This is a genomic window from Janthinobacterium sp. FT14W, assembly GCF_009208755.1.
GTDB classification, from domain to species: Bacteria; Pseudomonadota; Gammaproteobacteria; order Burkholderiales; family Burkholderiaceae_D; genus Janthinobacterium; species Janthinobacterium violaceinigrum.
Genome location: NZ_WFLL01000016.1, coordinates 33,654 through 51,223, shown reverse-complemented (window position 1 = coordinate 51,223; position 17,570 = coordinate 33,654). Strand labels below are relative to the sequence as shown.

Sequence of the window (17,570 nt, the reverse complement as noted above, 5' to 3'; positions counted from 1 at the left end):
TTCGGGATGCTCATCATCAAGCGCACACGCCTTGCCACCGCACTGTTGCTGGGGGCCTTCGCGGCATCGGCCATGCCCGCCCACGCCGAACTGGCCGCCACAGGCGAGCCGCCCGCCGCGAAACAGCAATGGAAGGCCGTCACGGTGGCCGAGGGCGTGCGCCAGCCGTGGGGCATCGCCTGGCTGGGCGAGGGGCGTGCGCTGGTCACCAGCAAGCAGGGCAGCTTGCATCTGCTGAATGGAAAGACTTTTACCGACGTGGCGCTGGAAGGCATGCCCAAGGTGTTTACGGGCGGGCAGGGCGGCCTGCTCGATATCGTGCTGCACCCGCAGGATGCCAACAAGCCGAACCCGCGCGTCTACATGACGGTATCGACGGGCACGAATGAGGCCAACCGCACGACCCTCGTGCGCGGCGTGTTCGACGGCAAGAAGGTGACGGGCATCCAGACCCTCTTCAAGGTCGCCACGGAAAAGAGCGGGGGCCAGCATTTCGGCTCGCGCCTGCTGTGGCTGCCGGACGGCACTTTGCTGATGAGCGTGGCCGATGGCGGCAATCCGCCGCTGCGCATCGGCGACCGCCTGGCGCGCGAGCAGGCGCAGAATCTGGCCACGCACCAGGGTTCCATCCTGCGCTTGACGGAAGACGGCAAACCGGCGCCCGGCAACCCGCTGGCGGCCAAGGGCGCCTTGCCGGAAATCTGGTCGTATGGCCACCGCAATGTGCAGGGCCTGGCGCTCGACCCCGTTTCCGGCCGCGTGTGGGCCACGGAACACGGTCCGTACGGCGGCGACGAGCTGAACCTGGTGGTAGCGGGCGGCAACTACGGCTGGCCCCTGCAAAGCTATGGCGCCGACTACACGACGCACGAACCCGTGGGCAAGCATGAGGTGGCGGGCATGATCAATCCGAGCGTGGCCTGGGTGCCGTCGCCGGCCCCGTCCGGCCTGGCCGTCTACACGGGCGACAAGATTGCCGCCTGGCGCGGCAGCATCTTCAGCGGCGGCCTGGCGGCCAAGGATATCCGCCGCATCGCCGTCGATGCGCACGGCAAGGTGACGGGGCAGGACCGCCTGGCCATCGGCGCGCGCGTGCGCGACGTGCGCCAGGGCCCGGACGGCTACCTGTATGCGCTGACGGACGAAGACAACGGCCGCTTGCTGCGCATCGTGGCGCAGTAGCACGGCAGGCGCCGTCTTCCTTTAAGATGGCGCCTTTATTCAAGACAAGGTGGCGGCATGGCCCGTGATACTTATGCATATCGGCACGTTGCCGTCGAATCGCGCGCCGTCAATGGCCGCGTGGAAATCCGCCCCGTGCCGGGCCAGGCTTTTTCGCCCGAGCTGGCCGTGCAGTGCTCGCGCCGCCTGGCCGACCTGCAGCGCTATCCGCTGGGCAGCCGCTTTTTGCTGTTCGCCAAGCTGACGGACCGCCTGGGCGGCACGCCCTTCCTGTATGCGTATCACGGCGATGCGGACGTCTTGATGGCGCCGGCCGAAGTGACGAAATTCCTTGGCGAATTTCGCCGCGGCCGCATCTGAGCCTGCTTTTGGGCTAGGCCTTGCAGGCAGCGGCACTTGCGGCCACCTGTTGGGCGGCGCGCGGCTTGCCGAAGACGGCGATCGTCACGGCGCAGCCCAGGGCGAACAGGCCGCCCACCACCATCGCGCTTGATACCCCCAGCCGGTCGACGGCCATGCCGCCCAGCAAGGCGCCCGACGCCAGCGACACCTGCACGATGGCGACAAACAGCGCGCTGCTGCCTTCCATCAGCTCCGGCGCCGCCTTGAACATCCACGTCTGCACGGCGATCGGCATGGCGCCGAAGCCGAAGCCCCACACGGCCACCAGCAGCATGGCCGTGACCGAATGGCTGCCGAACGCGGCCAGCGCCAGGGTGGACAGGCCCAGCACGGCGCCCGTGACCATCAGCGCGGCCCGCTCGTAGCGGCCGGCGGCCCAGCCGCCCACGAGGTTGCCGATGAAGCCGGACGCGCCATAGACCAGCAGCATGGCGCTGACCGTGCCGGCGGCCAGGTGCGAAATCTGCGTGAGGAAAGGCGCGATATACGTGTAGGCGGCGAACTGGCCCGTGAACAGCATGGCCGTGGCGATCAGGCCCAGCCTGGCCTTGCGGATGCCGAAAATCATCGGCAACTGGCGCAAGCGGATGGCTTGCGTCGGTGGCAGCTTGGGCAGCAGTAACAGCTGGCCGATGAAGACCAGCACGGCAATGGCGCTGGCCGCGCCGAAGGCGACGCGCCAGCCCACGAGATCGCCCACGAGCGCACCGGCCGGCACGCCCGCCACCGTGCCCAGCGAGACGCCGGCAAAGATGATGGACATGGCGCGCGACGCATGCTGCGGCGCCACCAGGCGCGGGCCGATGGCGCTGCCGATGGCCCAGAAGCCGCCCACGCCCACGCCCAGCATGGCGCGGCCCAGCAGTATCCAGCCAAACGAGGGCGCCAGCGCCACCAGCAGGTTCGACGCGACCAGCAGGGCCGTGAGCGCCAGCAGCACGATGCGGCGGTCGAGGCGGCCCGAGCCGACGGTGACGAAGATGGCGGCAAATGCGGCAACGATGCCGGGCGTGGTGATCATCAGCCCCGCCTGGCCCTTGGTGATGGCCAGTTCGGCGGCCATGGCCGGCAGCAGGCCGACGGGCAGGAATTCGGACGTGACGAGGGCGAACGCGCCGATGCCGACCGACAGGACGGCCAGCCAGGGCGCCACGGTGGTATCGTCGCTGGTGGCCGCCGGGGCGGATGAGGAAGCAGGTGGTGTTTGCATGGTGGGGTCCTGAAAAGCCGAGAGGTTTTTAACCGGTCGGTATATAATCAGCGAAGGCAGACATTGTTGTCAATAATTTTTTACCGAACGGTATGAAACAAGATAAAAAAGATGAAACCGTCAAGGCGAAAACGGGCCGTCCACGCACCTTCGATGCGGACGAGGCGCTCGATTGCGCCATGAAGGTATTCTGGGAAAAGGGCTATGAAGGCAGTTCCCTGCCGGAATTGACGAAAGCCATGGGCATGAACCGGCCCAGCCTGTATGCCGTCTTCGGCAACAAGGAGCAGCTGTTCCACAAGGCGATCGAGCGCTACAGCGACACGCGCATGCAGTTTTTCGACGCGGCGCTGGAGCAGCCGACGGCGCGCCAGGTGGTGGAAGCCTTGCTGACGCAGTATGTGGACGCGCAGACCATGCCGGACGGTCCGCACGGCTGCATGGGCGTGAATGCGGCGCTGGCCTGCAGCGATGATGCCTTGCCGATCCGCGATGAATTGTTCGCGCGCCGGCTGCGCGGTGAAATCAAGTTGCGCGACCGCTTGCGGCGCGCGAAGGAGGAGGGGGATTTGCCGCCCGATTCCTGTCCCGAGCAGCAGGCGCGCTTTGTCGTGACCCTGTCGCAGGGCATGGCCATCCAGGCGGCGGCGGGCGTATCGCGCGAGCAATTGCAGCAGATGGTGGGCTTGTTGCTGCGCAATTGGCCGCTGTAGCTAGCCGCTGGGGGCAATGGTCTTGGCCAGGTCGCTGGGTGCCTTGCGCCGCCAGGCGGCCGTCAGGGCGGCGGCCAGCATGTCCAGCTCGGCGTCCGCCAGGCGCACCGTGATGCCGGCCAGCCGTTCGCCCCACCACAGCTTTTCGCAGCCGGACGGCGTGATGACGGTGGCGATATGCGCCGCTTCCGCATCGAGCAGCACGTTGATGTGCTCGTCGTCGGGCAGGGTGGCAAAGATCTTCCCGCCCACGCGGAAGGCCGGACGGTCGTGGTGTTCTTCCTCGGTGGTGTCGGGAAACGACAGTGCCAGATAGCGTAGTTCTTCCAGGTCGACCATTCCTCTTTCCCCCAGTTCGGATAGATAGCAGCGTGACTACATTTTGCCATGCTGTTTCGCCCCGTGGTGCAGCGGCATGCGAAAAGAAATGCGCAAGATGCGACACCGGCGCGCCCGTTTGTGGTGCTTGCGCGACACGTGCGCAGGCGCGTCCACGGCGCTGATGCCCGTGCGGCACGGCCGTCCAGGCTGTTTTTCCCGCCTGTCGTGCGATTGCCATAAAAATATCTTACATGACTAAAAGAAAAATACTTTTCTTCCAGGGAATTTAAGATAGAATAGACTCAACGTTTTACCTGACCCGTCAATTGTCTGGCCTTGTCCCGGGAACCCGAACCCTTTCCAGGACGCTTGCAGTGCCGCCATGGCACGCCGCAAGTCTGCGAAGTTTTGCGGAAGCCACGCCCCCGACCGCTCATTCTTGCACTTTCCCGCGCGATGCCGACACGCCTCAATGCAGCGTGTATTCAGCTAAAGCGCCTTCACGCCTGCTGCGCCCGTTGAATACTTACTGACTGGATATCCATCATGAAAAACTTGCCTAAAATCGCTTTGTCCCTGATCGCCGCTGCTGCGTTTGCCCATGCGAACGCCAGCACCATCACCGTCTCCACCGGCTACTCGAACGCTGGCGCGCAAGCTTCCGCCGCCGCCTACCAGTCCGTGGTGAATGCCGCCGTGGCCACGCCGGGCGCCGGCTATGGCACGACGACGATTGCCAGCTACAACAATGTCACGAATAGCAGCCTGTTCGGCAGTGGTTCCAACGTCGCCTTCAAGTCGGTGATCAACTTTGGCGTCAGCGCGGCCAATGCTGGCGCCTGGAGCTTCCGCAGCGGCGTCGACTTCGGCAATGGCGGCGCCCTGTTCCTCGACGGCGTGGCGCTGGACTTCAAGAGCAGCGACCTGTGGTGGTCCGGTAACTACAATAGCAGCAGCCAGTTCCTCGCCGGTTCGGGCACCCTGTCGGCAGGCAACCATACCTTGAGCATCTTCGGCCTGGAAGGCTGCTGCGATGGCGGCCAGCAAGTCCAGTTCAAGGCAGGCAACGGCAATTTCACCAGCTTTTCCAGCACCGATGGCCTGGTGTCGGCCGTGCCGGAACCGACCACCTACGCCATGCTGCTGATCGGCCTGGGCCTGCTGGGCTTTACGGCGCGCCGCAAGCAGGAAGCCAAGTTCTAAGCGCAAGTACCAGGCAGCGATACTGCGTGCCGCACGGCGCGCGTGAAAAAGCCCGCCGCTCCGTCAGGATGCGGCGGGCTTTTTTTATGTGCGCACTGTCAGTCGCCGCTGTCGTCGTCTTCGTCGGCGCCCTTGGCCGCCTTGCTGCGCTCGGCGTCGACGGCGCGCTGCAGGCCGGCCGCATCGCGGAAGAAGGCTGCCGTCGCGTGATCCGGGCTCAGGCGCAGTGCGTGCGGGTAGATTACCGACATGTAGGCCTCGTCGGCCAGGCGGCCGCTGATCTGCAGATTGCTCAGCAGGATCAGGGTCGAGCCCACGATGGCCAGCACGACGGCCACGAGGCCGAAGCGGCGCGGATGCTGGGGTTTGATGGTGCACAAATGGTAGTAGATCATCACGCAGACAATGACGATGAACATATGCCGTCCGTAGCGTGTCAGCACTTCCAGCGACAGCGCATACGCGGCCACGTTGCTGCCCAGTTCCCACGCTTCCATGGCCAGCAAGCCGCAACCGATGATGAACAGGTGGCGGCCGAAGCGCGCCACATGGCCGAACAGGCGGTTTGCCACGGCCCAGATCGACGCCCACACGAGGCCGCCGGCCAGCGCGTAGGCGATGATCATCAGGTAGGAAATCGGGTCGAACGCATCGGCGTCGCCCAGCCAGTTGCTGAAGGCGGCCGAGGCGCCGATCATGGCCAGGCCGGCGACGGCGGGGCGCAAGCCTTCCCAGTCGTGCCGGGTGGTGTCGCTCAGTTCGGGCGCCACGGGATGGTCGCTGGCGCGCACGCGCAGGCGCGTGTGGCCCAGGCGCACGATGCTGTTGCCGCTCAAGGCCACTTGCAGTTGCCGCTGGCCCCGGTGGATCACGCCATTCTGGCTGCCCAGGTCGCGCAGCAGCAGGCCGCCCGCACCGTCGTCCTCGACGATGGCGTGGCGGGCCGCCGCATGCGCATCGTCGAGGATGAAGTCGTTGTCGTAGCCGCGCCCGATGTGGATCGGCAGTGCATCGATGCGCTGGCGCTGCTGCACTTCGCCATTCTCGGCCAGGATTTCAAGGTAGTAGGGCGGCTTCATGGCTTGCGCGCACCGGTGGTGGCGGGCGCGCGCGACAGCGCCTCGAGGAAGGTGCGCGTGACGCGCATGCCGTTGGCGTAGGACACGCCGCGCGCGTCGATGCGGCTTTGCAGGCTCATGAGTGGCTCATCGGTGCTGGCGGCCAGCAGGGCAAAGTCGTACAGGCCGGTAAACTTGCGGTAGGCGCGCACGCATAGCACGGCGCGCAGGGGCAGGGTGGCGTTCTTGACGAACTGTTCGGTGCAATGGGGGCCCGTCAGGTGCACGCTTTTATAGCTGCCGAAACTTTCGTTCTTGAACGAGGTGCTGGCCAGTTCGGAAAAGCGCAGCGCGCCCAGTTCGCTGCTGCGCAGGAATTCGTGGCGCATCGACACTTGTCCCGTCTGCAGGGCGCCGGAGATGAAGATGGCCGATTCCATGGCGCAGCTGGTGTTGTCGAGCATATAGGGCTTGTCGGACTTGACGTTGGAGCGGCCCCAGCAGCGCATCTGGTCCGATTCGCGCACGGGCACGCGGTACGGTCCCATGGCTTTCAGGCTCAGGGGCGTGTCGAGCAGGCGCGCCAGCATGACTTCCTGGTGCGCCAGCAGCTGCGCCGTTACCAGCGGCTTGAAGTCTTTCGGCGGCTTGCCTTGCTGGGCCACCTTGGCCAGCAATTGCTGGGCATAGCGGGCCGGCACGAGAAAACTGACGAGCTCGCCATCGAGGCGCTTCGACACGTTCACGCCGGCCACGTCGCCGCTGGCCGTCACGCTGGGGCCGCCGCTCATGCCGGAATTGATCGGTCCCGTAAACATCAGCTGGTCATAGAAGCTGCGCGTGACGACGCCGTTGTACGAGCCTTCCGAGATGGCGAAGCCCAGGTCCAGCGGATTGCCCATCGAATACAGGTACTGGCCCTGGGTCAGGGGTGCCAACGGTTCCGGCATCTTGAAAAAGCCCGTGCCATGGCGGTTCACGCGCAGCACGGCCAGGTCGTGCAGCACGTCGACGGCCAGCAATTCCACATTGCCGCGCTGGCCGCCCGTATCGACCCATTCGCCCACGTAGGTATCGGGATCGAGGGCGAATTGCGATACGACATGATAGTTGCTCACCACCAGGTCGCCCGTGCCGATCAGGAAGCCGGAACCCACGGACGATTGCGTGCGGCCATTTTTCAGCAGCACGCGCACTTGCAGGATGTCGGCGCGCGCGGCCGTGTACAGTTTTTGCGCGGCAGACGAGGGCGGCGGCAGGGCCGCATGTTCGGTGGCGGCGGGCGCGGCGGTGGCCGGCGGCGGCTTGATGGGGGGAGTCGAAGCGGTGGTGGCCGCGGCTGGCGAAGGCGCCGGGGCCGCGTGCGCGCCTGCGGCAGCGCACAGGCTGGCCAGCAGGAAGGCGAAGTTAGATAATTTCATGCATCCTTTGTGCGTGGGCAGGAGCGGGGCCGGCGCGGCGCGGCATCGCGCACGCGCCAGCCCGGGGGATTACAGGGCGCCGTCTTCCAGCGCCGGCGCCGTCTCCGGAGTCATCATGTGACCGAGCTTGCTTTGCTTGGTGTTCAGGTAGTGCTGGTTGAAGGCGTTGCGGTTGACCAGCAGGGGCACCCGTTCGGCCACCGTGATGCCCAGCGCTTCCATGGCGGCGATCTTGCGCGGGTTGTTCGTCATCAGGCGCAGGCTGTGGATGCCGAATTGGGCAAACATGGGCTTGCACAGGGTGTAGTTGCGCGCATCGGCCTTGAAGCCCAGCTGCTCATTCGCCTGCACCGTGTCGGCGCCCGCCTCCTGCAGGCGGTAGGCGCGGATCTTGTTGATCAGGCCGATGCCGCGCCCTTCCTGGCGCAAATACAGCAAAATGCCGCGGCCTTCCTCGGCGATGCGTTTCAAGGCGCCTTCGAGCTGGGCGCCGCAGTCGCAGCGCTGGGAAAACAGCACGTCGCCCGTCAGGCACTCGGAATGCACGCGCGCCAGTACCGGTTCGCCGTTGCCGATATCGCCCAGCACCATGGCCAGGTGTTCCTTGCCCGTGGCGTGCTCGACAAAGGCGTGCAGGGTGAACTGGGCCCACGGCGTCGGCAGTGCGCAGGAAGTCGTGTAATCCAATTCGCCTGTCGCCAGGAGGTCTGCGCCGCTTTGCATGGTTGTGCTCATATAGGTAATTGTCAAAAATAAAAGGCGCGCCTGACCACTCCGGTGCCGGCGCGCCCTGTCATCATACCAAAAAGCAGGAGAAGCCATTTCCCCTGGCTGAGATTTGAAGGCTGGAATGCCTGGTGATATGCCTCTAATTGTGGCCGGATCAGCCTTTTGCAAGGCGGCTGGCCTTGCCGAAGCCCCGCTCCACCAGCAACAGCATGCCGCCGAAGATGGACAGGTTCTTCAGGAAATTCGTCAGCTGGTCCTGGAAGTGGGCCGCATCCGCGCTCCAGAACGCGTGGAAGATCACGGTGGTGGGAATCAGGAACAGCGCCAGGGCCAGCGCCGCCCAGCGTGCCTGCCAGCCCGTGATCAGCAGCAGGCCGCCGCCCACTTCCAGGGCGATCACGCCGACCAGCAGGATGTTTGCCAGCGGCAAACCCTGGCTGGCCATGTAGCCGGCCACGCCCGCAAAGCTGCCGATTTTCAGCAAGCCCGAGACAAAGAACAGCACGCCAAGGGCGGCACGGCCCAGGGGCAGCAGGATATCTGTATTGTTTTTCATGATGGTTTCTTTTTCTTTATATCGATTGATGAATTATTTAGGCAAGTCGAACAGCAGGAATTCCGCATCTTCCGCTTGGGTAATGCTCACGCTGGCTTCCTGCGTCAGTTTCAGCGCATCGCCTGCTTTCAGCGGCGTGCCGTTGACCACCAGGCTGCCGCGGATCAGGTGCACATAGGCGAGGCGGCCTTCTTCCAGCGCGTGTTCGGCCTGTTCGCCTTCCTGCAGGATGCTGGCGTAGATGGCCGCGTTCTGGTGGATCAGCACGGAACCCTGGCGGCCGTCGCCCGAGGCGATCAGGCGCAGCTTGCCCCGTTTGCTGTCCGGCGAAAAATGCTTCTCTTCATAGCTGGGCGCAATGCCCGTCACGTTCGGCTGGATCCAGATCTGCAGGAAGTGCAAGCCATCCGTGTTTGAATGGTTGAACTCGCTGTGGCGCACGCCGCTGCCGGCGCTCATGCGCTGTACGTCGCCGTAGTGCAGGACGGAACCGGTGCCCATGCTGTCCTTGTGTTCGAGCGCGCCGTCGAGCACATACGAAATGATTTCCATGTCGCGGTGGCCGTGCGTGCCGAAACCCTGGCCGGGCGTGACCCGGTCTTCATTGATCACCAGCAGGGGGCCAAAGCCCATGTGCAGCGGATCGTGGTAGCTGCCGAAGGAAAAGCTGTGGTGGGAATTGAGCCAGCCGTGGTTGGCGGCGCCGCGTTCTTCGCTGTGACGAATCTGTAACATGGTGAACTCCGTTTCTGGTAGGTGAATGTGCGATAATTTCGAAGGACCGTTGCCTGGCAGTTGCCGTGGCGCTGATTCTGCCCTTCGCTGTACGATGAAGAAAGTATAGGCGTCCCGGTCCAGAAAGAAAAACGGAAAATCTACCGCACTATGATCGAAAAAATCGAATGTTAAGACTGAGCCTGGAAGCCTTGCAAATCGTCGACGCCATCGACCGCCGCGGATCGTTCTCGTCGGCCGGCAAGGAGTTGCATAAAGTCCCGTCCACCATTTCCTATACGGTGGCCAAGCTGGAAGACGACCTGGGCGTGCAGGTGTTCCAGCGCAACGGTCCGAAAGTCACGCTCACGGCGGCGGGCCAGGAATTGCTGAAAGAGGGCCGCTATCTGCTGAAGGCGGCACAGGACCTCGAACACCGCGTGCGCAGGGTGGCGTCCGGCTGGGAAACGGAATTGTCTATCGGCATCGATTCCATGTTTTCCGCCGTGGCCCTGGCCGACGACGTGTGCGCTTTTTACGAGGTGGCGCAGCAGACGCGCCTGCGCCTGTCGCAAGACACGCTGTCAGGCACCTGGGAAGCGCTGCTGGACCGGCGGGCCGACTTGCTGGTGGGCGCGCCCGGCGACGGGCCCGCGGGCGGCGGCTATATCGCGCAGCCGATCGGCATGCTCGACTTCGTGTTTGCCGTGGCGCCCACGCACCCGCTGGCGCAGGTGGCGGAACCCTTGTCGCGCGGCCACCTGCAGCAGCACCGGGCCGTGGTCGTGGCCGATTCGGCGCGCCAGATGGCGCCGCGCACCGTGGGGCTGTTGCTGGGACAGGACGCCTTGAGCGTGCCGAACATGCAGGTCAAGTTCGACTACCAGGTGCTGGGACTGGGTTTTGGCTTCCTGCCGGGACCGTGCGCGCGCGCCGCCATTGCGCGCGGCCTGCTGGTGGAAAAGGCCGTGGAAGAGCCGAAACCGTCGGAAACGTTTTACCTGGCGTGGCGCGTGGGCGAGGATGGCGCCGCGCTGCGCTGGTGGATGGCGCGCATGCGCGAGCCGGATGTGTTTGCCCGCCTGGCGCAGCATCTGCCGGGCCGTGCCTGACGCCGCACCCGGCCATTCTGCGTAGGTCTTAAAATGTTGACATACGCCAACATTTTTAAGTTACCATATTCACAGTATTTCCAGTATTTCCCGCCCGACCTCCATGCCCCATAGTGGGATTTTGATGATTACACACACTGCAGCGCTCCTGATATGTTCCCCCGACTTGCTCCTGGCGTGGGGTTGCCATGCTTGAGGCGAAGGTTGCGCTGTGCCTGCGCCTGGCCCAGGATGCCCGTGAACAGGCGGGGCCGCAGCAGGCCGCCACCCTGGCGCGGCTGCAGGAAGAGCTGGAGCGGCTGCGCGGCGCCAGCCGGCCCGTGGTGCGCGTGGCGCCGCCCGACGCCTTGCTGGAGATCGACCCGGACGGCTTCCTGATCGGCTGGAACCATGGCGCCGAACAGATGTTCGGCTATTCCGAACTGGAGGCGCTGGGCCAGCACATCCTGTTTCTGTATCCGGAAGACGACGCGGAAGCGAGCGTGCTGGAGCTGCATTTCACGCAGGGCGACGTGGCCACCGACGTGCGCCGGCGCAAGAAGTCGGGCATGGTGACGTGGCTGCGCATGCACCGCCACGTGATCCACGACCAGGCGGGCAAGGGCTGCGGCATGGCCGTGCGCCTGTCGGCCATGAGCGAACCGCTGTCCGACGTGGACAAGGTGAGGTTGCACGCGCGCATCATCGAAGACAGCGAACAGGCCGTGCTGATCACGGATGCGGAAGAGCGCATCGTCTCCATCAACAGCTCGTTTAGCCGCATCACCGGCTATTCGCCCGCCGAAGCCATCGGCCGCACGCCGGACTTGCTGCGCTCGGGCGTGCACGATCCCGATTTCCGCGCCAAGGTGCGCGCCGCCATGCGGGGCCACGGCTCCTGGCGCGGCGAGATCATCGGCAAGCGCAAGAATGGCGAGCTGTTCCCGCAAGACGTCACCATCAGCGTCGTGCGCGACGAATTCGGCGAAATCAGCCATGTGTTTTCCCTGTTTTCCGATATTTCCGTGCACAAGGATGCCGAGGCGCGCATGCAGCGCATGGCCAACTACGACAGCCTGACGGGCTTGCCCAACCGCTGCCTGCTGAACCAGCTGGTGGACCAGGGGCTGGCCGAAGCGAAGCGCCAGGGCACGCATGGCGCGCTGATGGTCATCGACATCAGCCGCATCGGTTCCATCAGCGACACCCTGGGCCATGAAGTGGGCGACCAGCTGGTGATCGCCATCGGCCAGCTGTTCCGCGGCGCCCTGCGCGACGCGGACATCCTGGCGCGCGTCGACAACAGCAAATTCGTCGTGGCCCTGCTGCATATCGAAAAGCGCGAGCACGCGGCGAACGTGGCGCAAAAACTGCTCAATCTGCTGGAGGCGCCCATCAATATCGATGCGCACGCGCTGCACGTGGGCGCCAGCATCGGCATCACCGTGTATCCGGAAGACGGCCTGGAAGCGCCGGCCCTGTTCCGCTTTGCCGACGTGGCCGTGGCCAAGGCGGGGCAGACCATCGAATCGACCTTCCTGTTTTACCGCGAGGACATGAACCGGCGGGCCAAGGAGCATCTGCGCCTGGAAAGCGAAATGCGCCTGGCGCTGGGCGACAAGGAGCTGGAATTGCATTACCAGCCCAAGGTGAGCCTGGCCAGCGGACGCATCGTGGGTGCGGAAGCCTTGCTGCGCTGGAAGCATCCGATGCGCGGCATGGTCTCGCCCGGCCTCTTCATTCCCGTTGCCGAGGAAACCAGTCTGATTTTGGAGCTGGGCACCTGGGTGCTGGACGAGGCTTGCCGCCAGATCCGCAGCTGGGAAGACCGGGGCCTGCACATGCCGGCCATCGCCGTCAACCTGTCGGCGCGCCAGTTCGACGAGCAATTGCCGGCGCGTATAGCGGCCGTGCTCGAACGCTACCAGGTACGGCCCGAGCAGATCATGCTGGAAATCACGGAAAGCCTGTTGATGCGGGGCGCCGACAAGGTGATCGACATCATGAACCAGCTGGTGGCCATGGGCCTGGCGCTGGCGCTCGACGACTTCGGCACCGGCTATTCCAGCCTTGCCTACCTGAAGAAATTCCCCATCAGCACCCTGAAAATCGACCGTTCCTTCGTCATCGGCTTGCCCTTCGAGGAAAACGATTGCGCCATCGCCCGCGCCATCGTCACCATGGCGCAGCAGCTGCGCCAGGAAATCGTCGCCGAAGGGGTGGAAACGGCCGAGCAGATGCGTTTCTTGCGCGAACTCGGTTGCGACCAGCTGCAAGGCTATCTGTTCAGCCCGGCGGTGCCGGCGTCGGAATTCGAACTGATGCTGGGCGAGGGCCGGCAGCTGCGCCTGGAGGCGGTAGCGCTCTAAGCGCCGCCCAGCTTTACCTTTTCCAGCAGGTAGTCGAGCATCACGCGCACCCTGGCCGGCACTTGCAGGCCCGGCCCCACGAAGACGGCGTGCACGAGTTCCCGGTCGCCCGGATTGTAGTCCTGCAGCACGGGGAGCAAATCGCCGTGCTCGATGTCGCGCAGCACGTGCTGGCGCGAAAAACGTCCCAGTCCCATGCCCGCCAGCACCAGCTGGCGCATGCTTTCGCCATCGCTGACGCAGGTATTGCCCTGCGGCGCCACCTGCAGCGTTCCGCCCGCGCCATCGAGGAAGGGCCAGGTTTCGTTCTGGCAGCGGAAATTGAAGGCCAATAAATTGTGTCCGGATAATTCCTGCGGCGTGCGGGGCAGGCCGTGCTGCGCCGCGTAGGCGGGCGACGCCACCACCAGCATCGGCTCTTCGCCCAGCTTGCGCGCCACCAGGTTCGATTCCTTCAGCTTGCCCGTGCGGATGGCAATGTCGGTGCGGTCTTCCAGCAAGTCGACGACGGCGTCGCTGACGACCACGTCGAGCACGATGTCGGGATAGCGGCGGGCGAACTCGGGCAGGATGGGCAGCAAGTGGCGCACGCCGAACGGCACGAAACAGTTGATGCGCAAGCGCCCGCGCGGCGCCGCGCCCTGCGCCGCTTCGCGCTCGGCGCCGTCGATATCGTCGAGGATGCGCTTGCACTGGATAAAAAAGGCGTCGCCCTCGGGCGTGGTGTGCAGCTGGCGCGTACTGCGCTGCAGCAAGCGCGTGCCGAGCCGCGCTTCCAGCCGGCTGACCAGCTTGCTGACGGCCGACGGCGTGAGGGCCAGGCGGCGCGCGGCGGCGGAAAACGCGCCCGTTTCCACTACGGCCACGAAGACGCCCATCTCGAACGAACGGTTGATGTCTTGCCGGGCCATTATTGAATCCATTTCACAGGTGTTTCCATTATCGGAGTCTATATCAAAAGTGGAATGCCCGATACACTGGCCGGCTTGAACCCTAGCTGGAGCTTTCCATGACTACCGCACACCCTGTTTCTACTTCGCCCGCCACGATGCCGCCCGGCGTGCTGGCGCTGGCCGTCGGCGCCTTCGCCATCGGCGTGACGGAATTCATCGTCGTCGGCATCCTGCCCGCCATCGCCAAGGATTTGCGCATTTCCATCGAATCGGCCGGCTCGCTGGTCAGCCTGTATGCGCTGGCGCTGGCCATCGGCACGCCGCTGCTGGTGCTGCTGATGTCGCGCCTGCCGCGCAAGACAGCCTTGCTGGGCCTGATGAGCGTGTTCCTGGCCGGTAACCTGCTGGCCGCCTTTTCCCACACGTTCGAGCTGTTGCTGCTGGGAAGAGTCATCACGGCCGTGGCGCACGGCACCTTCTTTGCCATCGGCGCCACCGTGGCGGCCAGCCTGGTCAGCAAGGAGCAGGCGGGCAGGGCGATTTCCGTCATGTTTGCCGGCTTGACCCTGGCCATGGTGATCGGCGTGCCCTTCGGCAGCTTCCTGGGCAACCTGATGGGCTGGCGCTTGCCCTTCTTTGCCGTGGTGGTACTGGCCGCGCTGGGCCTGGCGGCCATGGCGCGCTGGCTGCCCGCTGGCTTGCAGCAAGGCAAGGGCGGCAAGGCCATGACGCAGCTGGCGGCGCTCGGTAGCGGCCCCATCCTGACCATGATGGCCGTCACCACGTTCGGCTTCGGCAGCAGCTTTGCCGCGTTTACCTTCATCACGCCCATCCTGACGGATGTGACGGGCTTTTCCGCCACCATGGCCAGCGCCTTGCTGATCGTGTTCGGCATCGCCACCTTTGCCGGCAACCTGGCGGGCGGCTACCTGACGAGCCACCTGGGCTGGCAAAAGGCCTTGCGCGTGACCCTGCTGTTGCTGGCTGCCACGCAAGTGGGCGTGGCCTTGAGCATCAGTTCGCAGTGGATGATGACGGTGATGCTGTTCGTGTGGGGCGTGTTCGCCTTCGGCCTGTCGCCCGCCCTGCAAGCCGGCATGCTGGCCACGGCCGAGCGCTACACGCCGCGCGCCGTCGATTTCGCCTCGGGCCTGAACATTTCCGCATTCAACCTGGGCATTTCACTCGGTTCCATGCTGGGTGCGCTGATGGTGTCGCGCCAGATGATGGCGTCGTCGCCGTGGGCCGGCGTGGCCGCCGCGCTGCTGGCCCTGCTGCCGCTGGCCTGGCTGGCGCGCCGTAACCTAGCGTCGCACGTGGCTGGTGCCGCCGTGCATTGACGCCTGCGCCGGTTCAGGTATGCACGGCGGCGGCCGATGCCGTGTTCTTCATGCGTTGCGCCATGTAGGAACTGCCCATCGATGCCGCCATGATCATGGCGATGGCCAGCCATTGCGCAGTGTCCAGGCGTTCGTCGAGCAGGAGGAAGGCCAGCATGGCGGCCACGGCCGGTTCCATGCTGCTCATGATGCCGAACGCTTGCGGCGTCAGCCGCTTCAGGGCCACCATTTCCAGCGAGATCGGTATCGCGCTGGAAATAAGCGCGACACCCAGGCCCACGGCCAGCACGACGGGCGAGAGCAGGGCGGCGCCGCTGTGCGCCACGCCCACGGGCACCACCACCAGCGCGGCCATGGCCAGGCCCAGCGAGACGGAGTGTCCCGCATGCAAATGGCTGGCGCGCTTGCCGAAGACGATGTACGAGGCCCAGCAGACGGCGGCGCCCAGGGCGAACAGCACGCCGGTGGGGTCCAGGTTGCTGATGTCGTGGCCCAGCGGCAAGAGCAGCGCCAGTCCCGCCACGGCCAGGGCCACCCAGACGAAGTCGAGCGGACGGCGCGAGGCCTGCAGCGCCACGGCCAGCGGGCCGGAAAATTCGATGGCCACGGCGATGCCGAACGGTATCGTGCGCAAGGCCATGTAGAAGCACAGGTTGGTCAAGCCCAGCGCCCCGCCATACAGGGCCACCGTGCGCAGGTCGGCGCGGCTCAGCTGCCAGCGCCACGGACGCCAGAACAGCAACAGCAGCAGCGCGGAAAAGCCCACGCGCACGGCCGTCGTGCCTTGCGCGCCCACCAGCGGAAACAGGCTGTGCTTGGCCCACGACGTGCCCAGACCCAGGCAGGTGACGGAGCCGAGGATGGCCAGCAGGGGAATCAGCGAGGAATAGCGGCGTAATGGCATGGGGATAAAAGGCTTGATATCGGAATGGTGAAAGTTTATTGTGTCTGCTCCGATATTTGCACTCCATTTTGACCATCATGACGCAACTTTCGCTCACGCCTGACCCCGCCCTCGATGCCTTCGACCTGGCCATCCTGGACATCTTGCAGCGCGATAACACGACGTCGCAGCGCGAAATCGCCCAGGCCGTGCACTTGTCGGCGCCGGCCGTGCAGCGGCGCATCCGCCGCCTGCGCGAGAGCGGCGTGATCCGCAATGAAGTGGCCGTGCTCGACGCGAGCCGCCTGGGCCGCCCCTTGATACTGACGGTGGAAGTGCATTTGCACGACGAGCATCCGCTGCGCACGGCCGGCATGCGCGCGCGCATCATGGCCGAACCGGCCATACAGCAGTGCTACGGCATCACGGGCGAGGCCGATTACCTGCTGCTGATCACGGCCAGCAGCATGGCCGAATACGAGGCGCTGACGGAGCGCCTGTTCGGCGGCGACGACAATATCCGGCGCTACCGCACATCCGTGGCATTGAGCTGTCTCAAGATGGGCTTGCACGTACCGTTGACATTAGCGCAAAGGCCAGGCCAATGAGCATCTCCAAAAAAACACTAGCCGCGGTGACGGCAGCCATGCCCGCCAGCATGGCTGCCGCCGTGGCCGGCCATGGCTGGGCGCGCGCCGACGGCGGCGCATCGGATGCCGCCGTCTACCGCCTGCAGGGCCAGGGCGCTGCGCCCGACCTGTACCTGAAGCATGGCGTGGAGGCGGCCGCCGCCGATATCGCCGATGAAATGGCGCGGCTGCGCTGGCTGGCGCCATACCTGCCCGTGCCGGCCGTGCGCCAGTTCGCCCGCGTGGCAGACCCGGACCAGGCATGGCTGCTGATGACGGCCATGCCGGGCACAACGGTGTCCGCAGTACTGGAAGCGAACCCTGCGCTGGGACCCGCCGTGGTCGACGCGCTGGCGGCATTCCTGCGCCGCCTGCACGCGGTCCCGGTGCGCGACTGCCCCTTCGATGCGGGCCATGCGCTTCGGCTGGCCCAGGCGCGCCAGCGCATCGATGGCGGCCTGGTCGATGCGGACGATTTCGATGCCGAACGGGCAGGCTGGACGGCGGAACTGGTGTGGGCGGCGCTGCACGGCTGCCGGCCCCTCGCGCCCGACCTCGCCGACCTCGCCGACCTCGTCGTCACGCATGGCGACTTCTCGCTGGACAATATCCTGATGCGGGAAGGCGCCATCGCCGGCTGCATCGACGTGGGCCGGGCCGGTGTTGCTGACCGTTACCAGGACCTGGCCATCGTCTGGCGTAGTCTCAGTGAGTTGGACGCCTCGCTGCAGCAAAGGTTGTTGCGGGCCTATGGGATCGTTGATGCCGATCAAGGCAAGCTGCAGTTTCACTTGCTGCTGGACGAGCTGTTTTGAGGACGAGCCGGCAGGCAGCCGCTTGCCCTCTGGCATCATCG

At 65.2% G+C, this 17,570-nt stretch carries 18 protein-coding genes; 9 read left to right on the top strand and 9 right to left on the bottom strand.

Annotated elements, in window-relative coordinates:
- The first annotated feature begins 6 nt into the window (after positions 1 to 6).
- Together GCN74_RS12970 and GCN74_RS12965 are read left to right on the top strand one after the other, a co-directional pair.
- Positions 7 to 1,182, top strand: coding sequence for a PQQ-dependent sugar dehydrogenase (locus tag GCN74_RS12970; RefSeq protein ID WP_152257074.1), 1,176 nt, complete (start codon positions 7 to 9; stop codon positions 1,180 to 1,182).
- A gap of 57 nt (positions 1,183 to 1,239) precedes the next feature.
- Positions 1,240 to 1,542 (top strand): hypothetical protein, encoded by a 303-nt coding sequence (locus GCN74_RS12965; protein WP_152257073.1) that lies wholly within the window; start codon positions 1,240 to 1,242, stop codon positions 1,540 to 1,542.
- A gap of 13 nt (positions 1,543 to 1,555) precedes the next feature.
- Here GCN74_RS12965 and GCN74_RS12960 read toward each other — a convergent pair whose 3' ends face one another.
- Complete coding sequence (locus tag GCN74_RS12960; RefSeq protein ID WP_152257072.1) at positions 1,556 to 2,794, bottom strand: MFS transporter; 1,239 nt, start codon at positions 2,792 to 2,794, stop codon at positions 1,556 to 1,558.
- Between the two features lie 92 nt (positions 2,795 to 2,886).
- Here GCN74_RS12960 and GCN74_RS12955 point away from each other — a divergent pair, with 92 nt between their 5' ends.
- Positions 2,887 to 3,507 carry a TetR/AcrR family transcriptional regulator gene (locus GCN74_RS12955; RefSeq protein WP_152257071.1) on the top strand — a complete coding sequence of 207 codons (621 nt, stop codon included), beginning with the start codon at positions 2,887 to 2,889 and terminating at the stop codon, positions 3,505 to 3,507.
- Here the strand turns inward: GCN74_RS12955 and GCN74_RS12950 are convergent, their stop codons facing one another.
- On the bottom strand, positions 3,508 to 3,846 hold the full coding sequence (locus GCN74_RS12950; protein ID WP_152257070.1) for an MmcQ/YjbR family DNA-binding protein: 339 nt from the start codon (positions 3,844 to 3,846) through the stop codon (positions 3,508 to 3,510).
- Positions 3,847 to 4,374: 528 nt separating this feature from the next.
- Here GCN74_RS12950 and GCN74_RS12945 point away from each other — a divergent pair.
- The gene (locus GCN74_RS12945; protein WP_152257069.1) at positions 4,375 to 5,031 is read left to right on the top strand and encodes a CCXG family PEP-CTERM protein; all 657 of its coding nucleotides are present in this window, start codon (positions 4,375 to 4,377) and stop codon (positions 5,029 to 5,031) included.
- Positions 5,032 to 5,129: 98 nt separating this feature from the next.
- On the opposite strand, the gene GCN74_RS12940 is transcribed toward GCN74_RS12945, so the two are convergent.
- From GCN74_RS12940 to GCN74_RS12920, 5 genes are all read right to left on the bottom strand, one after another.
- A complete protein-coding gene (locus tag GCN74_RS12940; RefSeq protein ID WP_152257068.1) occupies positions 5,130 to 6,110 on the bottom strand; it encodes an FHA domain-containing protein in 981 nt (326 codons plus the stop codon).
- Positions 6,107 to 7,510 carry a S1 family peptidase gene (locus GCN74_RS12935; protein ID WP_152257067.1) on the bottom strand — a complete coding sequence of 468 codons (1,404 nt, stop codon included), beginning with the start codon at positions 7,508 to 7,510 and terminating at the stop codon, positions 6,107 to 6,109. The genes GCN74_RS12940 and GCN74_RS12935 overlap by 4 nt, the downstream gene beginning before the upstream one ends.
- Before the next feature lie 69 nt (positions 7,511 to 7,579).
- Positions 7,580 to 8,233, bottom strand: coding sequence for a GTP cyclohydrolase II (ribA, locus tag GCN74_RS12930; RefSeq protein WP_070224093.1), 654 nt, complete (start codon positions 8,231 to 8,233; stop codon positions 7,580 to 7,582).
- Positions 8,234 to 8,393: 160 nt separating this feature from the next.
- Complete coding sequence (locus GCN74_RS12925; RefSeq protein ID WP_152257066.1) at positions 8,394 to 8,795, bottom strand: DoxX family protein; 402 nt, start codon at positions 8,793 to 8,795, stop codon at positions 8,394 to 8,396.
- A gap of 33 nt (positions 8,796 to 8,828) precedes the next feature.
- A complete protein-coding gene (locus GCN74_RS12920) occupies positions 8,829 to 9,530 on the bottom strand; it encodes a pirin family protein (protein ID WP_152257065.1) in 702 nt (233 codons plus the stop codon).
- Positions 9,531 to 9,697: 167 nt separating this feature from the next.
- Here GCN74_RS12920 and GCN74_RS12915 point away from each other — a divergent pair, with 167 nt between their 5' ends.
- A complete protein-coding gene (locus GCN74_RS12915) occupies positions 9,698 to 10,621 on the top strand; it encodes a LysR family transcriptional regulator (RefSeq protein WP_152257064.1) in 924 nt (307 codons plus the stop codon).
- A 188-nt stretch (positions 10,622 to 10,809) separates the two neighbouring features.
- Positions 10,810 to 12,969 carry a putative bifunctional diguanylate cyclase/phosphodiesterase gene (locus GCN74_RS12910; protein ID WP_152257063.1) on the top strand — a complete coding sequence of 720 codons (2,160 nt, stop codon included), beginning with the start codon at positions 10,810 to 10,812 and terminating at the stop codon, positions 12,967 to 12,969.
- Here the strand turns inward: GCN74_RS12910 and GCN74_RS12905 are convergent.
- Complete coding sequence (locus tag GCN74_RS12905) at positions 12,966 to 13,880, bottom strand: LysR family transcriptional regulator (RefSeq protein ID WP_152257062.1); 915 nt, start codon at positions 13,878 to 13,880, stop codon at positions 12,966 to 12,968. The genes GCN74_RS12910 and GCN74_RS12905 overlap by 4 nt on opposite strands.
- Positions 13,881 to 13,978: 98 nt before the next feature.
- On the opposite strand from GCN74_RS12905, the gene GCN74_RS12900 reads away from it, so the two are divergent.
- A complete protein-coding gene (locus GCN74_RS12900; protein ID WP_226939021.1) occupies positions 13,979 to 15,202 on the top strand; it encodes an MFS transporter in 1,224 nt (407 codons plus the stop codon).
- Between the two features lie 13 nt (positions 15,203 to 15,215).
- On the opposite strand, the gene GCN74_RS12895 is transcribed toward GCN74_RS12900, so the two are convergent.
- Positions 15,216 to 16,106 (bottom strand): EamA family transporter, encoded by an 891-nt coding sequence (locus GCN74_RS12895; RefSeq protein ID WP_152257061.1) that lies wholly within the window; start codon positions 16,104 to 16,106, stop codon positions 15,216 to 15,218.
- Positions 16,107 to 16,183: 77 nt separating this feature from the next.
- Between GCN74_RS12895 and GCN74_RS12890 the strand changes: the two genes are divergently transcribed.
- Positions 16,184 to 16,693, top strand: coding sequence for an Lrp/AsnC family transcriptional regulator (locus tag GCN74_RS12890; protein ID WP_152257060.1), 510 nt, complete (start codon positions 16,184 to 16,186; stop codon positions 16,691 to 16,693).
- The gene (locus GCN74_RS12885) at positions 16,690 to 17,529 is read left to right on the top strand and encodes an APH(3') family aminoglycoside O-phosphotransferase (RefSeq protein WP_226939020.1); all 840 of its coding nucleotides are present in this window, start codon (positions 16,690 to 16,692) and stop codon (positions 17,527 to 17,529) included. Before GCN74_RS12890 ends, GCN74_RS12885 begins: the two co-directional genes overlap by 4 nt.
- Positions 17,530 to 17,570 lie beyond the last annotated feature (41 nt).

Bases quoted from the DNA above. Each gene is read 5' to 3' on its own strand.
- GCN74_RS12970 (WP_152257074.1), top strand. From the start codon at position 7: ATGCTCATCATCAAGCGCACACGCCTTGCCACCGCACTGTTGCTGGGG.
- GCN74_RS12965 (WP_152257073.1), top strand. From the start codon at position 1,240: ATGGCCCGTGATACTTATGCATATCGGCACGTTGCCGTCGAATCGCGC.
- GCN74_RS12960 (WP_152257072.1), bottom strand. From the start codon at position 2,794: ATGCAAACACCACCTGCTTCCTCATCCGCCCCGGCGGCCACCAGCGAC.
- GCN74_RS12955 (WP_152257071.1), top strand. From the start codon at position 2,887: ATGAAACAAGATAAAAAAGATGAAACCGTCAAGGCGAAAACGGGCCGT.
- GCN74_RS12950 (WP_152257070.1), bottom strand. From the start codon at position 3,846: ATGGTCGACCTGGAAGAACTACGCTATCTGGCACTGTCGTTTCCCGAC.
- GCN74_RS12945 (WP_152257069.1), top strand. From the start codon at position 4,375: ATGAAAAACTTGCCTAAAATCGCTTTGTCCCTGATCGCCGCTGCTGCG.
- GCN74_RS12940 (WP_152257068.1), bottom strand. From the start codon at position 6,110: ATGAAGCCGCCCTACTACCTTGAAATCCTGGCCGAGAATGGCGAAGTG.
- GCN74_RS12935 (WP_152257067.1), bottom strand. From the start codon at position 7,510: ATGAAATTATCTAACTTCGCCTTCCTGCTGGCCAGCCTGTGCGCTGCC.
- ribA (WP_070224093.1), bottom strand. From the start codon at position 8,233: ATGCAAAGCGGCGCAGACCTCCTGGCGACAGGCGAATTGGATTACACG.
- GCN74_RS12925 (WP_152257066.1), bottom strand. From the start codon at position 8,795: ATGAAAAACAATACAGATATCCTGCTGCCCCTGGGCCGTGCCGCCCTT.
- GCN74_RS12920 (WP_152257065.1), bottom strand. From the start codon at position 9,530: ATGTTACAGATTCGTCACAGCGAAGAACGCGGCGCCGCCAACCACGGC.
- GCN74_RS12915 (WP_152257064.1), top strand. From the start codon at position 9,698: ATGTTAAGACTGAGCCTGGAAGCCTTGCAAATCGTCGACGCCATCGAC.
- GCN74_RS12910 (WP_152257063.1), top strand. From the start codon at position 10,810: ATGCTTGAGGCGAAGGTTGCGCTGTGCCTGCGCCTGGCCCAGGATGCC.
- GCN74_RS12905 (WP_152257062.1), bottom strand. From the start codon at position 13,880: ATGGCCCGGCAAGACATCAACCGTTCGTTCGAGATGGGCGTCTTCGTG.
- GCN74_RS12900 (WP_226939021.1), top strand. From the start codon at position 13,979: ATGACTACCGCACACCCTGTTTCTACTTCGCCCGCCACGATGCCGCCC.
- GCN74_RS12895 (WP_152257061.1), bottom strand. From the start codon at position 16,106: ATGCCATTACGCCGCTATTCCTCGCTGATTCCCCTGCTGGCCATCCTC.
- GCN74_RS12890 (WP_152257060.1), top strand. From the start codon at position 16,184: ATGACGCAACTTTCGCTCACGCCTGACCCCGCCCTCGATGCCTTCGAC.
- GCN74_RS12885 (WP_226939020.1), top strand. From the start codon at position 16,690: ATGAGCATCTCCAAAAAAACACTAGCCGCGGTGACGGCAGCCATGCCC.